A 15613-nucleotide genomic window follows, 5' to 3' on the forward strand; every position below is an offset into this window, starting at 1 on the left:
TAAGGGATGCTAAAATATTGATGTATATCAAATAGTGAAAGGTTGTTATGATTTCTGAAAAGCCTGCAACAAAGCGTATTCAATCAGGTGGTTGTGCCATCCATTGTCAAGACTGTAGTATCAGTCAGCTTTGTATTCCATTTACTCTTAATGAGTCAGAATTAGATCAACTTGATCAAATTATCGAGCGTAAAAAGCCGATCCAAAAAGGCCAAGAGCTTTTCAAAGCTGGTGATGAGCTTAAGTCCCTCTACGCTATTCGTTCAGGTACGATTAAGAGTTACACAATCACAGAACAAGGTGATGAGCAGATTACCGCTTTCCACCTAGCTGGTGATTTAGTTGGTTTCGATGCTATCACTGGCGACTCTCACCCTAGTTTCGCTCAAGCGCTTGAAACTTCAATGGTTTGTGAAATCCCATACGAAACATTGGATGACTTATCTGGTAAAATGCCGAAGTTACGTCAGCAAATCATGCGTTTGATGAGTAATGAAATCAAAGGTGACCAAGAAATGATTCTTCTGCTTTCGAAAAAGAATGCTGAAGAGCGTCTAGCTGCGTTCCTTTACAATCTTTCAACTCGCTTCTCACAACGCGGCTTTAGTCCTCGCGAATTCCGTCTAACAATGACTCGTGGTGATATTGGTAATTACCTAGGCCTTACGGTTGAGACAATTTCTCGCCTACTTGGTCGTTTCCAGAAAGCAGAAATGCTAAGTGTAAAAGGGAAATACATCACTATCTTAGACCACGATGCACTGATGGAACTGGCTGGCGTTTCTGCAGAATCGTAATAACATCAATGGTGTAGCTCAAAGCTGAGCTACATCATACTTCTCCTACTCTCCTTCAACTTTTCCTAATATTTCCCCCTGAACTAGGCTACAGTAATCATATGTTCCTCCTCATGTTTAAGGAGTAGATATGAGCATCTATAATAAAATCTTAGTTGTGGCGGACATCAATAAAGATGACCAACCCGCTTTAGCACGTGCAATGCAGCTTGCTGCTAAAAGTCGCTCGCCTAGCCATGTGACTTTTTTCCTTTCTATTTATGACTTCTCCTATGACATGACATCCATGCTGTCTATCGATGAGCGCGATGCGATGCGTCGTGGCGTAATCGGACAACGAGAACAATGGATGCACCGAGTCGCCAAAGAATACCTACTTGAAGGTGTGAACTTTGAAGTGAAGGTCGTTTGGCACAACCGCCCTTACGAAGCGATCATTGCTGAAGTATTTGGTGGCAGTCACGACATCTTGATTAAGGGAACACGTAAACACGATGTATTGGAATCGGTAATCTTTACTCCGACCGATTGGCACTTGTTAAGAAAATGCCCTTGCCCTGTTCTGCTTGTTAAAAATGAAGATTGGCCAGAGGATGCGAGTATCATTGCCTCCGTTCATGTGGGTTCGGAAAACGAAACTCATCTGGACTTAAACGATAGTATGGTCGATCAGATGAAGAGCCTGACAGAACGCTTGGGAGCTACCCCTTACCTCGTTAACGCTTATCCTGTCACTCCAGCAAACATCACCATTGAGCTGCCAGAATTTGATCCTGCGACTTACACCGATGCAGTCAGAGGACATCACTTAACTGCGATGAAAGCGCTACGTCAGAAACACGGTTATGATGATGAGCAAACCATCGTTGAGCAAGGTCTACCTGAAGATGTAATTCCTGAGGTTGCAGAGCGCTTAAATGCTGCCATGGTGATCATCGGAACCACTGGACGTACTGGGTTGTCTGCTGTGTTTATTGGTAATACAGCTGAGCACGTCATCGATAAGATCAACTGTGACGTATTGGCATTGAAGCCGAGCGGTTACATCAGTCCACTCGACCCAGCAACTGCTATCTAAAACGTTACGTATTTGGCGTATCGTCTCTCAAATCCTCTCGATTCGTTCGAGGGGGTTTTTTGTTTCAGAGAGTGATTAGATCTGGCATCTGCGCTATTTATCCGTATCATACGCACTTCATTTTGTTTTGAAGATTGATTAAAGAACGCAAGCTGATGACAGAGCAAACTCAAGAGCGCACCAAAGCTCAACAATACAATTTCAATAAGCTACAAAAGCGCATTCGCCGTAATACAGGCCAAGCTATCCAAGACTTCAACATGATTGAAGATGGTGATCGCATTATGGTGTGTCTATCTGGCGGTAAAGACAGCTTTACTATGCTTGATATCCTAATGAGTTTGCAAAAGAGCGCGCCGATCTCTTTCTCTCTTATTGCAATCAACCTAGACCAAAAACAGCCGGGTTTCCCAGGACATATTCTGCCTGAATACTTAGAGTCGTTGGGTGTTGAGTACAAAATTGTCGAAGAAGACACTTACTCAATCGTTCAAGATAAGATCCCAGAAGGTAAAACGACTTGTTCGCTTTGTTCTCGACTACGTCGTGGTATTTTGTATCGTACGGCTAAAGAACTGGGCGCGACCAAAATTGCACTTGGCCACCACCGTGATGACATTCTGGAAACACTGTTCCTGAATATGTTCCATGGCGGAAAAATGAAAGGCATGCCACCTAAGTTGGTTTCTGATAACGGCGAACACGTAGTTATCCGCCCTCTTGCTTACTGCCGCGAAAAGGACATCATCAAGTATTCTGAAATGCGTGAGTACCCTATCATCCCTTGTAACTTGTGTGGTTCTCAACCAAACCTTCAGCGCCAAAACATCAAGCAAATGCTGAATGATTGGGATAAACGCTTCCCGGGTCGTATCGAGACTATGTTCCGCGCGATGCAAAACGTCGTACCTAGCCACTTAGCTGATTTTGAATTGTTCGACTTTAAATCAATCAACAAAGATTCAGGAGTGATCAACGGTGGTGATATTGGCTTTGATAAAGAAGAAATGCCAAAAGTAGAGTTGGACGCAGATGATAGAGTACAAGAGTTCGACCCAAGTCTTCAACTCAACGTTACTAATATCTAGTTGAAAGAAATCATAAAGGGTCGCTTGTCAGCGACCCTTTTCTTCAAGTTATTAAGGTAGAGCCGTTAGCTCCGGCTCGATAGATATTTGCAGAGTATCTCTGTACTGCCCTGCAGGTTTATCGACTACATCACCTACGACAAATTCCATCGAAACAGGTCTACCAAAAGTAGACTGACTACTCCGCCAATAAGCGATTGGACTTGTTATTTCGATTTGTTGGCTATCTAGGTACATTCTGTATCCTATATCCCAACGAATATCTTCTGATTGATGACGAAGTGAGCCTCGGTTCAGTGACTCGACAGACACTCGGTATCCTGAGTTGCTCTCAATCCATAACTTTGGTGCATAACCAATCGTTTTGTTAGTTGTTAATACTCCAAGATCAAGGTCATAGTGATTTTGGGACAATCCATAAAACTGTATCTTTGCGGTCGGTGGTACCGAAACTGAAACATCCAAAGACGCTTGTTTCACGTTAAGGTCTGGATCACCAATAGTCGCTTGCAGTCGCCCAAAGTAACTCCCTGCATCGATTCTTTGCTGGCTTGGGTAGTTTAGTTGAAATGTTGCATCAGGCTCAGTAGAAGAAAGCTTGGTGTACCAACGCCCAGATCTCTGATAACCGTTGCTACTATGCCAATCGAAGATTAAGTTTTGCAGGCTGTCACTGACTAAATGGTTGAGTTCATTCTCAACGCTGAGCTCAACCTCAATTTCACAGCCTTCGCCTATAACGTCAGACTTCAATCGGTAGTTTTGCACTAACGCATTGGTACCGGATTCAAAAACGTTGTAACTTCTCGATGCACTAATCGGTTCGATTGTTAAGTAAGTGACAGTACAGGCTGAATAGCTGAAAAACGACGTTAGTGAAACGGGTAACAGCAGTAACCGATACCTAGTTAATGAGTTAATCCACATATAAGTCTCCTAACATGACTAAAACGTTACTATCTTCAGGTAGGTTGACGGTAACGGATTGCTTTTCTTTGTTGTCGAGCTCGAGCTTGTAGTCACCAGGGCGTAAGCCAGAGAGTGCAAATAGCCCTTGTCTGTTAGTGAAAAATTCGACAGGCTCTTGGTCTTTATCACCTAGATAGATTGCTTTACCAGCGACTAAGGTAATTGGATCACCGGATTTCCGGTCATAAATTTTACCCATCGCAGTTAACACGGCATCAGAGCCGATCACCAGACGATAACCCCGGTTGTATCCTGGGTAGAGTGAAAAGGCACCATCGCCTAAGTCATATCCTGGCGGCAAATCTTCTACATCGTAGCCAATGAGCTGTGAGTTATACGCTACTAAATCTGGCAACAAGACATCATAGGAGGATTCGCTGAATACGCGGGCGTAATCACTGTTCAAAGTTGGATCCACCGCTACACGATTTTCAGCCAAACTTGGGTGCTTCTCGATAACGGCAAAAGCTTCTTTGACCGGTCGACCAATGGTTATTGCGCTTCCAGCGAACGCAATTGAGCTTGAAACCTCGACACGGGTATTGTGCGTTAAATTGCTATCATCAAAGTTCTCAACTCGCGTTGTGTGGTCTGCAAGCGTTTCAAATCGGTTACCGGTGTAGTTAACGCCTGCATTGAAATTACCGTCGGTCTCTTTGTTTGTTTCTAACGATGCGTACGCCGATACACCACCAGTGCTGCCAATACCATCACGATATGTCATATCTAATGAGCCTTGTTGGTTTTGGCTTGAGTATTGACCAACTGCACGCAACTCCCGACTAAACGGCCAACTAATGGTGAAAGAGGCAGAAAATTCATTTTCGGTATCTTGATAGTCGCGATAGTTTAGACGCGTACTCCACGTCGCAGGTGTCCCAAATAGTGGGCCTGACAGGCTCGGACTTACAGACCAATAATTATTACTCTCCTCTACACCTGAGCTGTATGTGGTAGTGAGTGCAGTACGTAGCCGTTGCGTTATTGCGATAGAACTAAACAAAGATGCGTAATGTTGAGTTGTGTTTATTGGTGAGTCAGTTGTATCAAAGCTGCTTATTCCAACAAAATCTTCAGATTGGTACTCATAAATAAAACTCAATTGAGGCTTTAAGTCGTTGCTCTCATCGAATTCGGCATCGAATGATAAACGATATGCGTCACCGCCCTTTAGCTCTGGATGATGACTTTGCGAAGCAACGAGTTCTGTTACACCCAGTGATGAAGCGTGCAATATTGAGGCACCATATTGGTAGAGTTCTTCTCTACTTTGAGCATCAACTCCTAACGTTAGTGACGGCGTAACACCAACATCTAAATAACCGTGTAAAATTTGTTCTTCAGATAGGTACTTTATCTCACCATCGCGAAGTTCACTCGGCACCCCAGCCATTACACTGTATTCAAACTCACCTTGTGCGAGTAATCCATTACCTGTCGCGATTGAAAACCTGATTCGCTCTTCTCTACCTGCCGAGTCGGTAATGATGAGCTCAACGTCATTATTACCTTGGGCAAGAGGAATATCGCTTAAATTGTAACTGCCTGCGCTTAACGTTAAGCGTTGAACAACTGCCCCATCGATGACAACATCGACACTCGAGGTTCGTTGTAACGTAAAAGATTGGGCGGCTTTGGGTCTGACGTTTCTTGTCGGAATAAGCGTAAAATCTCGCGTCAACCCAACCCCAAGTATGTCAGTGCCATCTTGGAACAGTTTGCCGCTGTTATACATATCGCCTAAAACTAATCTCGTCCCTTGGCTCGGGAAATCTAAGTTGAGTCTTGTTCCTTCACGTACGTATTGTTCATTACTTTCTGCGCTCGAATCATACGATGCTTCATATTCGATGTTTGCAGGCCCTACACTAAGCGCGGATTCTAATCGGTGATAATAGTTGTTCTGTGTCTCTGTTTCGTCTGCTCGAGTTTCATTTGCTGACAGTGTGAGATTCATATATCCACTAAAAAACTTTGGCTCAAGATGATTCCGATTTGGATTCTGATTGGCAAAGCGTATTTGCTGAGTAAAAGCTAAATCAGCAGGAATAGAAATAATGCATTCAAAGGACGATGAATCGAAACGCATATCTAGGCCGACGGCTTGGAAGTCTTGCTGAGAAAGTACTGAACTATTATTCGTGTTTCTAAGATCGTCGATAGTCTCTTCAGACAAAAGTGACGTAAGCAACTCGAGAGTACTTTCTTTTGGTAACAATACCTCATCATCAGCAGTAATAGTTACCGACGCTTCACCTAGTACACTATCACTTACTCTAAGCAAAGTTGTTAGTTCAATATCTCTGCCTGTTGGATTGATCTTGGCGGCTTGGACAACTGAAATATTGCCAATTACGTAAATCAAGGCAACCAGCACAATTAGCCTAGTGTGGAACAAAAACGGACTTTTCTTAGCGTTCATATCCATCATATTCACCGGCCGGAAGATTAACTACAGATGGAGCTTTTATGCTTGTATTAGGTGGTATAAATAGTGTGCCAACGGTACTTTGGATTATTTGATCATGTTGAGAAAACGCCAGTAAGCTACTGTAGGTGTATTTATTGCCACGGTTTACCAAAGTAGCGATACCATCTTTTTCAACTTTCAATACAACACTTGCTCGATTGTTGTTTGCATAGATATGAAGTAGTGCGTTGTAGTGAACTTGCAATGCGATTCCTGACTGATCACTGCTTTCTAACGGTGGTTGGCTAAAACGAACGAAATAACTTCTCGACTGTAGAGGCGTAGAAGTGCTTACCCATTGAATGCGAAATACTTGGCTCGCGCCTGGCTTAAGGATTGCAGCTGGCGGGAACACCAAAAGGTCTAAATCATTGACTGGTTGAGGAGTGAAGCTACCATCTTGTTTAAAGCTAAGTTCTAACAAAGAGGCTTCAAGGGGTAACTTGTTAGTCGTGTTGTTCGTTACCACAATTTGTGCAGAGTTATTTTTTTGGACGTTAAATTCTACGATCGACGGGGACATCACAATGGCATGTGATGTCCAGCTAAACAACATAAGCAGATAAACAAAAATGTAGTTACAACGCATTATTTGCTATTCCGCTAGTTCAATATCTATCGACAATGAATCTACATCAAAACCTTCAAGTGGTTTCATTACAAAGCTACGCTTTGAGTTAGGTAGTACTAAGCTACCCGCAATAAGTTCTCGTATTTCTGTTCCAGTAACAAAAGAACTATGGTCCTTATCTGCTACTTGCCAGTTAGTTTTATTTAGTCGTGCGTAACTTGTACCAGTGTTGGTGACTTCAAGTAGCCAATTGGCGCCATTTTTCTTGACATTTGTTACTGATAGTTCTGGTCGAGAGTTCTTCGGTTTTACGTTGATTAATGTATTGAACTCAAGTAGCAAACCAACATTCGCAGCTTCCCCACTCGCGCGTTCAACTTGAACTTGCTTCACCGTAACGCGGTAGGCTTTCGATTCAGAAATAGATGGATTGCCCAGATAGCGGATCATCACTGACTGGGAGCGCCCTGGTTCTATTACAGCCGTAACAGGAATAACAAGTAACTCATCATCAGCTGGTTGAGTGGTTTCGTTGCCCATTTCATCCATAGTCATAGACTTAGGAATTAGCTCGACGGTAAGTGGTTGGCTGCCAGTGTTATCCACGCGCATCACCATTTGTGCACGTTTACCTAGTGGCTCCATTTCAGAAACCATAGGTTCAACTCGGTATGCTTGAACAGAAAAACTTACAATGATGGATAAGACGGTAACGATGCTTCTAAACACTCATTCACTCCTTAAATAAAAATCGGGAGGCTATGAATAGCCTCCCTTAACGTAAGACAATTAGTTTGAAGTGATACTAATTGTGATCGTATCTGAGTAACCACCAGACCAAGGTGCTGTTTGAGTGTTAGTTACTTCTAGAGTTGCTGAAATGCCACCAGCTAGGTCTGTTGTGCCCGCATATGATTTAGCTTCAGACTCGAAGTTGTTTGGACCAGTACCGCCAGGAGGAGTAAAAGTTAGTGGGTCTAGGCCATCTGGAGTAAATGTTGCTTCATATGCAAGTGCAAAATCATCTGGGAATGCGTCATCTGCTTCAAGACCACCTTCAGCACTTACCATCTTCACAGTTGCGCCGTTGCGGTCATTACATTTCATTGTAAAGTTAGTTGTAGCAGTGTTTTGAACTGATGGGTTCTTAAGATCTAGCACTAATTGGTTTGCAGAAATTTCACAAACTGAAGGGTTGATTGCTTGAACTTGTACCGCAGTTGGCGCTGCTAGAGCTTGAGTGGCAAACGCACCAGAAATAACAACTGCACAAACTGTTAACTTATTCATAATTGCTCCTTAGAAAGGTTTTTACTGACTTACATGTCGTAGCCCAGATACGTTTGGGCAGGTTGCGACTGACGTGCTCACTCGCATGAAGTAAGCGATTTACTGTTTGATGTCATTGATTGATGGATAGACATCAATTTCGATAACATCTTGGTAATTACCCGCGTATAGCAGGTCATCTTCTAGGGTTACTCGTATTTCCCCTTGCGTTGAAAACGGAATAACACCGGAACTGTCTACAGAATTTTCAGAAGTTAAGTCACTACTGGATATCTGTTTTTTTATGCCTAGTTTGGCTATCGATATTTCTAACAAATACCGATTTACCCCAAATTCTTGGTTGCCATCGCTTGCTAACAAACCACCATTTCGTGAGGAAATACTCATTCTTAAAGGTTGGTTGCAATAAACACTAAACGGCAACGTTTTTGAGCGTATATTTGACAAATCTATCGTGTTGTCAGCCATCAAACTTAATTCACAGCGACTTTCAATCTGTCCTACCAGATCTAAAGACAAATCGCCTGCTTTCGCAGAGTATGAAAAAAAGGCTAGGTTCGGCGATATAAAGACAACTAAAATAATATATTTAATTAACTCCCTCATAAGAGGCCTTTGCTCTATCTGAGATGTGATTAAATATACCGCTTTCAATAAGATAAAAAGTATGAAACTAGGGCGGATTAGAAATACAAGTAGTAGAAAAAGTTGTAGGGGATATGAATTTAAATAGCTGTAGAACAACACACTTAAAATTAATGTGGTTTTTATTGCAGAATAAAAACTGTGTTCTTGGCTGAAGTTTTAGAAATTTATGAAATTTATTATGAATTGTATCAGTTTAGAAACACGATAGCGCATCGAGTGCGGTGTATACTCGTGCTCCTACATTCATATAAATGCATACATACGCTGGAGTCCGTTATGGGAGTTAAGCTGGACAAGAAAAAGCACTGGAATGTTCTACTGGATGAAAAGAACAACTTTCACTCGCAACTTATCAAACGAGAGCTAAGTAAAAATGAAAAGTTGAATGTGATCATTGGCCATGCGGACGAAGTTAATCAAATCATTGACAATAACGACGTAGATATTGTTCTTGTATCTTTTACCTGCCTTAAAGAGGGGCAATACTTAAACGATATCTACGCGAATAGTTTAAATACGAGTTTAGTCGTTTACGGCATTCCGAAGCACGTTGAATGTGTGGAACTTTCAACTTGGTTTGGTGTGAAGGGAATGATCTATGAGGATGCTCCAATTGAACATCTCATTCGTTGTGTCGATGCAATTCTCAATGGTGGCCTATGGTTACCAAGGAGTTTGATGGCACAAATGTTAAACCAAATTCGTCCTTATATATTATCCACACCAGATGGCATCAACGAATTAACCAAACGAGAAAAACAAATTCTCGATCATTTAGTGTGTGGAAATTCAAACTTAGAGATAGCGGAAAGTTTATATATCGCTGAAAGCACAGTGAAGACACATCTATATAAATTGTATAAAAAGTTAAATGTGAGTTGTCGACGAGAAGCAATCGAGCTAGCTAAAACGCATTATAAAACCGCAAATGTTTATAGCATCAAGTAATAATGAGATTATAAAAATAGGGTGTCATATATAAACGACGCCCTATTTTAGCGATATGGGTCAAATATCTATTTTGCGTTTGGCAAATAAGGCAACACACGCGCTGTTTGTTGTGGGAGAGTCATATAGCCACCCTCTCCAATCTCGGAAAGCGCGACCTGCACTTTTCCATCAACGATAGGTTTAACATCACCGTTGGAAAACTGAATCGTCGAGTTGAGCTTGTCAGCAAACTCTAGCGTGACGCCTTCAACATTTGGCGTAAACCAACTTGCAAACATACCACCTAAGTCTTCCAACATTGCCTGCATTTGTGGCATAAGTTTTTCAACGTCTTGGTAGCCTACTTTACCTTCAAATGGTTCTTTCGTCATAACAACCATGGAGAAGTCACAACGGCGGTCTTGCGGTGTTTGCACAAACACGAGTGGGTTAGCTTGGCGCAAGTTGTCATCGATTGGTACAAGCAGTTCGTTGTATTGAGAAGATTTCAACTCTTCGTAATGTTCTTCTTTTTCCATCCAAGCTTTATCGATAGGACAGAGCTGTTTGCTTTGTGCATCGAGAAAAAAGAAGCCGATTTTCACATCATCGTGCCCTTCCTTCACATTCTGTTTCATGTGAGTAAAGAGCTTACTATAAGTGAACATATATTCTTGAGCATATGAAGGTGCTGCTACAGTCGTCAAAGCAGCAGCCAAGAGGGCAAACGATATTTTCTTCATTGAATTTATAATCTTATTGTTGAGTGGTCTGGCTTTCAAAAAACGGCTTATTATGACGAATCATTGTTTGTAAGTCGTTGACGTATGCCTCACCTCTTTCAGAGTATTTAAGCAAACCGTTAGTCAATGCGATAGCGGCGTCGATGTCCGTCAAACTTTGACCAGTGCTATGGCGTTGATAACGGATATCGCGTAACGCTTCGTATGCAGCGTTACGGTTAACGTTCATAAAGTAACCATTAATCGACTGTTGAACAGAGCTAAACTTGGCCACTTCGTGACTCATCCCATCAACTCGCTGTAACGGAACCAGCCCACACCCCTTGCTGTAGCACCATTGACCAAAGTAGTTATTGGCTTTGGTAGCAAATCGCGATGTTCCCCAAGCCGATTCGTTCGCACCCTGCACCATGACTAATGCCTTAGGCAAGACATCGACTCGATGTAACATCTCGTCCATCCAAACTTGGGTGACCTCTCCCTCATCCAATTCAAGATTGTAGAGTTTCCCTAAACGTTTGGCGGTCTCAAGATCGTCTTCTGTAACTTTTCTCTGCTGTAAATTCGTCTGAATTTTATCTAGGCGCTCACGCTCTTTCTTGACGCGTTGGTTTTCAAGCTCAATCCCCGGTCTTAAATAATCGAAAAACGCCTGTTTTTTTGCTCGCGTATCGGTAAACGCAGTGAAATCTGGTGCATCACCGACTTTCGCGGCAGCCTCAGAAGCGACAATTTGCTTTCGCTCTTGAGTACTTTCATATTGATAAGTTGTGCAACTCGCTAGAATCCCGGCGGCTGCAATTGCAAGGAACTCGCCCTTACGCATCGAACACTTGTGAATTTTTGTCATGGTCATCATCATTTTTAGGACGGTCTGAAGCGATAATTCTTAATTTAATGCCAAACATGTTGCGGTAGATAATACCTTTAACATGGAAGAAGAAAGGCAGTACGATGATCAAGCCTAAACCGTAAAACATCATGCCGATTACAAACATGATAGAAACAACTAGGTAGATACCAGCTAACACAAAAATCTTTTTGTTGGCTGCTCTTAGCGATAGCAACAACGATTGCATCGGTGGCACTTTCTTTTCACAAATCAGCAAGATTGAATTGCTGAACGCGATTGAAAGGTATAACGATATGAATGGCAGTAGTAAACCGGCGATGCCTTGAAGCATTAAACTGAACAAGGTTGCCAGAATCACCGGGATAGTAAATTGAAGACCTTTCGCAATGTGACGAGACTTTGTCGTCAGTCCTGCGGCATGGCTCATTGCCATTAGGCTGATGCCAGCATAGATAGGCGCACTAATGACTTCGTAGCTGTAGTTCGCCACCATAATCGCGTTGATGATATTAGGATCAAACGCATCTGCGCTGGTAAATGCGTCGATGATCATCGCTGGGTCACCCAATTGTAACTTGAGTGCGATGTAAAAGATGGCAAATTGAATCACGATCAGCGCAACTATCGCTGGTGAAAATGAAAGGAAGTTCTTGATGGTTAGGTTCCATGCTTCTTTTAGCACATCACCTATTTTAAGTTCGTAGTCTCCTGAAAGTGCACGCTCTACACTCCCGCCTAAATTAAAATCTTTCTCTATATCATTATTCATTATTGAATCCAGCACTTAGTATTCACTAAGCTAGCTTGTTGTTTAAATGTCAGGCTGTAATTGTGTGACATTATACTTAAACGTTTGAAAGTCTAAAATCAGATATCCACCAATCACTTGCTTTCTCATCTGTATGATTAATAATTGACCGAAAACATGTGCTTGGTAAGGTATAGGCTCTTGATTCAGATATGAAATTCAAGCCCTATTTGCGCATATAAATCGCATAGAAACAGTATGGTAAGAAATGTTTACTTTTACCTGCAAAATTTTTTGTGTTTCAAGTTAAGAAATTGCTTTGAATTCACCATTTTGGTGATTATGATGCGCGCCTCTATTTTGTATAACTACGGGTATATTTACGAGTTAAATATCCAATGTGGGAGAAAGACAGACGTTGAACGCTAAACAACAAGCAGGACAACCAGTTATCCGTCTAACTGGCATCAGCAAAAGTTTCGATGGCAAGGAAATCATCGCCAACCTAAACCTTGATGTAAACCATGGTGAATTTCTAACCATCCTTGGTCCTTCCGGCTGTGGTAAAACGACCGTTCTTAGGATGATTGCTGGTTTCGAAGCCGCTGATAATGGCGACATCATTCTTGATGGTCAGACCGTTACTGAAGTCCCTGCTGAGCAAAGGCACGTCAACACTGTATTCCAAAGTTATGCACTCTTCCCTCACATGACCGTATTTGAAAACGTTGCATTTGGCCTGCGTATGCAAAAAGTGCCTTCGGCGGACATCGAGCCGCGAGTCATGGAAGCCTTACGCATGGTACGCCTAGAAAAAATGGCGCAACGTAAACCGCATCAGCTATCAGGTGGCCAGCAACAACGTATCGCTATCGCTCGTGCGGTTGTGAACAAACCGAAAGTCCTTCTGCTAGATGAATCTCTTTCTGCTCTGGATTACAAACTACGTAAACAAATGCAAATTGAGCTGAAGCAACTTCAACGTCAACTTGGCATTACATTTATCTTTGTTACTCACGACCAAGAAGAAGCTTTGTCTATGTCTGATCGTATCATCGTCATGCGAGACGGTGTTATCGAACAAGACGGCACGCCACGTGAAATTTACGAAGAGCCAAAGAACCTTTTCGTTGCTCGCTTTATCGGTGAGATCAACGTCTTCAATACTACAATGCTTGAACGTATTGACGAGAAGCGTATTCGCGCAGAGATCGAAGGTGTCGAGTCTGTCGTCTATTACGACAAGCCAGCACAGACTGGTGATAAGCTGCAAGTTTTGCTTCGTCCTGAAGATTTGCGTATCGAAGAGATCAAAGAATCCGAGCAAAAAGGTATCGTTGGCCACGTGACTGAGCGCACCTATAAAGGCATGACGTTAGATTCCGTTATTGAACTCGAATCAGGCATGCGCGTAATGGTAAGCGAATTCTTCAACGAAGATGACCCAGATGTAGACCACTCTATCGGTCAAAAAGTGGCGGTCACTTGGGTTGAGAGCTGGGAGGTCGTCCTAAATGATCAGCAAGAAGTTTAATCTTCAGAACGCCATCATTGCTCTCATCGTTGGTTGGTTGACGCTATTCGTCCTAATTCCAAACGTGATGATCATAGGAACCAGTTTCCTAACTCGTGATGAAGCCAATCTGATTGAGTTGACGTTCACCTTTGATAACTATTTAAGACTGCTTGACCCACTGTACGCAAAAGTGTTGTTGCACTCTTTCTACATGGCGATCGTAGCAACGATTTTATGTTTAGTGATTGGCTATCCATTTGCGTATATCGTGGCGAAAATGCCCGAGAAATGGCGCCCAATCATGCTGTTTTTGGTGATTGTACCGTTTTGGACCAACTCGCTAATTCGTACGTACGGTCTGAAGATTGTTTTAGGTACACAAGGGATTTTGAATAAATCTCTAATTGCCATGGAAATCATCGATAAACCGATTCGTTTAATGTACACAGAAACCGCAGTCATGATCGGTCTGGTCTACATCCTATTGCCATTTATGATTCTTCCTTTGTACTCGGCGATTGAGAAACTTGACCATACCTACGTAGAAGCGGCGAAAGATTTAGGTGCGAACAAGTTCCAGATCTTCACTAAAGTGACTCTGCCTTTAACCATGCCTGGCATCATTGGTGGTTGTTTATTGGTATTGCTACCGGCACTCGGCATGTTCTATATCTCGGACCTATTAGGCGGCGCGAAGAACCTCCTAATTGGTAACGTGATTAAGAGTCAGGTACTGAATGCACGTGACTGGCCATTTGGCGCGGCAACGAGTATCGCCTTAACGATTGCTATGGCAATTATGCTTTACGCTTACTATCGAGCAGGCAAACTTTTGAATAAAAAAGTGGAGCTAGACTAATGGGACGTACAGTTAGATTTAGCTTTATGGCGTTGGTATACGCATTTTTGTACCTACCGATCGTCGTACTGATTGTGAACTCATTTAATGCTAATAAATTTGGTATGAAATGGGGTGGCTTTACCACCAAGTGGTATGAAACCTTAGTAAACAACGACAGTTTAATGCAAGCTGCGTGGCACTCATTGAATGTTGCGGTATTTTCTGCAACAGCCGCTACAATTATCGGTAGCTTTACTGCTGTTGCCCTATTCCGCTATACCTTTAAAGGTAAAGGCGCTGTGAATGGCATGCTATTCGTAGTCATGATGTCTCCAGATATTGTGATGGCAATTTCGTTGCTTGCCCTGTTCCTCGTTTTAGGCGCACAGCTTGGCTTCTTTACACTCTTGATTGCACATATCACCTTCTGTTTACCTTTTGTTGTCGTAACGGTTTACAGTCGATTGAATGGCTTCGATGTGAAGATGCTAGAAGCGGCAAAAGATTTAGGTGCGAGTGAATGGGTTATCTTGAAACAGATCATCCTGCCACTTGCCAAACCTGCGGTTGCTGCAGGCTGGTTATTGAGCTTTACCCTATCACTGGATGACGTGATTATCAGTTCATTCGTGACGGGACCAACATATGAAATTTTGCCATTAAAAATCTACTCGATGGTAAAAGTGGGAATATCACCAGAGGTGAATGCTCTCGCAACAGTCATGCTGATTGTCTCCTTGATTTTGGTAGTAATATCTCAGTTGCTAGCAAGAGAAAAAGTGAAGTAGAATCCGCGTGAATTACCAAACAGAATGGCCAAGAATAGCCATTCTGTTTTTCTATCTACGCTCGTAATGAGCAACGTTTGGTTTGGAGCTAACGTCAATGAAAAAATGGGCTACTTTATTAGCTGGTAGTGCATGTGCGCTTTCTCTGTTCTCTGGTTCAGTGGCAGCGGACGAAAATAAGGAATTGGTATTTATGAACTGGGGGCCGTACATCAACAGCAGCCTTCTGGAACAATTTACCAAAGAGACTGGAATTAAAGTGATCTACTCGACTTACGAGTCG

Annotated in this window: 16 protein-coding genes and 1 pseudogene; 8 read left to right on the forward strand and 9 right to left on the reverse strand. The window is 42.5% G+C overall.

The genetic code is table 11. From position 1 onward, the window contains the following. The first annotated feature begins 47 nt into the window (after positions 1–47). The 3 genes from AKJ31_RS08270 to ttcA all read left to right on the forward strand — a co-directional run bounded on the left by AKJ31_RS08270 (position 48) and on the right by ttcA (position 2963). Complete coding sequence (locus tag AKJ31_RS08270; RefSeq protein ID WP_053408638.1) at positions 48–797, forward strand: fumarate/nitrate reduction transcriptional regulator Fnr; 750 nt, start codon at positions 48–50, stop codon at positions 795–797. 130 nt (positions 798–927) lie between these two features. After that, complete coding sequence (gene uspE, locus AKJ31_RS08275; RefSeq protein WP_053408639.1) at positions 928–1875, forward strand: universal stress protein UspE; 948 nt, start codon at positions 928–930, stop codon at positions 1873–1875. Positions 1876–2030: 155 nt separating this feature from the next. Beyond that, positions 2031–2963, forward strand: coding sequence for a tRNA 2-thiocytidine(32) synthetase TtcA (gene ttcA / locus AKJ31_RS08280; RefSeq protein ID WP_053408640.1), 933 nt, complete (start codon positions 2031–2033; stop codon positions 2961–2963). A 51-nt stretch (positions 2964–3014) separates the two neighbouring features. Here ttcA and AKJ31_RS08285 read toward each other — a convergent pair whose 3' ends face one another. The 6 genes from AKJ31_RS08285 to AKJ31_RS08310 all read right to left on the reverse strand — a co-directional run bounded on the left by AKJ31_RS08285 (position 3015) and on the right by AKJ31_RS08310 (position 8869). Next, complete coding sequence (locus tag AKJ31_RS08285; protein WP_053408641.1) at positions 3015–3890, reverse strand: hypothetical protein; 876 nt, start codon at positions 3888–3890, stop codon at positions 3015–3017. Beyond that, positions 3880–6363, reverse strand: a complete 2484-nt coding sequence (locus AKJ31_RS08290) for a fimbria/pilus outer membrane usher protein (protein WP_053408642.1) — start codon at positions 6361–6363, stop codon at positions 3880–3882. Before AKJ31_RS08290 ends, AKJ31_RS08285 begins: the two co-directional genes overlap by 11 nt. Next, entirely contained in the window at positions 6344–6991 is a 648-nt protein-coding gene (locus tag AKJ31_RS08295) for a fimbrial biogenesis chaperone (protein WP_053408643.1), read from the reverse strand. Before AKJ31_RS08295 ends, AKJ31_RS08290 begins: the two co-directional genes overlap by 20 nt. 6 nt (positions 6992–6997) lie before the next feature. Continuing rightward, a complete protein-coding gene (locus AKJ31_RS08300) occupies positions 6998–7630 on the reverse strand; it encodes a fimbrial biogenesis chaperone (protein ID WP_157052335.1) in 633 nt (210 codons plus the stop codon). Positions 7631–7762: 132 nt separating this feature from the next. After that, positions 7763–8263, reverse strand: a complete 501-nt coding sequence (locus tag AKJ31_RS08305; RefSeq protein ID WP_053408645.1) for a hypothetical protein — start codon at positions 8261–8263, stop codon at positions 7763–7765. A 99-nt stretch (positions 8264–8362) separates the two neighbouring features. After that, positions 8363–8869: a hypothetical protein gene (locus AKJ31_RS08310; protein ID WP_245639038.1), complete on the reverse strand. Its 507-nt coding sequence runs from the start codon at positions 8867–8869 to the stop codon at positions 8363–8365. Between the two features lie 318 nt (positions 8870–9187). On the opposite strand from AKJ31_RS08310, the gene AKJ31_RS08315 reads away from it, so the two are divergent. After that, positions 9188–9859 (forward strand): response regulator transcription factor, encoded by a 672-nt coding sequence (locus AKJ31_RS08315; protein WP_053408646.1) that lies wholly within the window; start codon positions 9188–9190, stop codon positions 9857–9859. Positions 9860–9927: 68 nt separating this feature from the next. Here AKJ31_RS08315 and AKJ31_RS08320 read toward each other — a convergent pair whose 3' ends face one another. Genes AKJ31_RS08320 through AKJ31_RS08330 form a run of 3 tightly spaced genes read right to left on the reverse strand, consistent with a single transcriptional unit; the run spans position 9928 to position 12206 of the window. Then, positions 9928–10584 (reverse strand): DUF2987 domain-containing protein, encoded by a 657-nt coding sequence (locus AKJ31_RS08320; protein ID WP_053408647.1) that lies wholly within the window; start codon positions 10582–10584, stop codon positions 9928–9930. 13 nt (positions 10585–10597) lie between these two features. Then, the gene (locus tag AKJ31_RS08325; protein ID WP_053408655.1) at positions 10598–11410 is read right to left on the reverse strand and encodes a glucosaminidase domain-containing protein; all 813 of its coding nucleotides are present in this window, start codon (positions 11408–11410) and stop codon (positions 10598–10600) included. Beyond that, complete coding sequence (locus tag AKJ31_RS08330; protein ID WP_053408648.1) at positions 11403–12206, reverse strand: DUF2189 domain-containing protein; 804 nt, start codon at positions 12204–12206, stop codon at positions 11403–11405. Before AKJ31_RS08330 ends, AKJ31_RS08325 begins: the two co-directional genes overlap by 8 nt. Positions 12207–12585: 379 nt before the next feature. On the opposite strand from AKJ31_RS08330, the gene potA reads away from it, so the two are divergent. The 4 genes and pseudogenes from potA to potD form a co-directional block, all read left to right on the forward strand. Further along, positions 12586–13719, forward strand: coding sequence for a spermidine/putrescine ABC transporter ATP-binding protein PotA (potA, locus tag AKJ31_RS08335; RefSeq protein WP_053408649.1), 1134 nt, complete (start codon positions 12586–12588; stop codon positions 13717–13719). Then, positions 13700–14560, forward strand: a complete 861-nt coding sequence (gene potB / locus AKJ31_RS08340) for a spermidine/putrescine ABC transporter permease PotB (RefSeq protein WP_053408650.1) — start codon at positions 13700–13702, stop codon at positions 14558–14560. The genes potA and potB overlap by 20 nt, the downstream gene beginning before the upstream one ends. Next, complete coding sequence (gene potC, locus AKJ31_RS08345) at positions 14560–15330, forward strand: spermidine/putrescine ABC transporter permease PotC (RefSeq protein WP_053408651.1); 771 nt, start codon at positions 14560–14562, stop codon at positions 15328–15330. The genes potB and potC overlap by 1 nt, the downstream gene beginning before the upstream one ends. Positions 15331–15427: 97 nt before the next feature. After that, positions 15428–15613 (forward strand): annotated as a pseudogene (potD, locus tag AKJ31_RS08350) (spermidine/putrescine ABC transporter substrate-binding protein PotD); the annotation flags it as partial.

It is taken from the genome of Vibrio hepatarius, from assembly GCF_001274785.1.
Classification (GTDB): Bacteria; Pseudomonadota; Gammaproteobacteria; order Enterobacterales; family Vibrionaceae; genus Vibrio; species Vibrio hepatarius.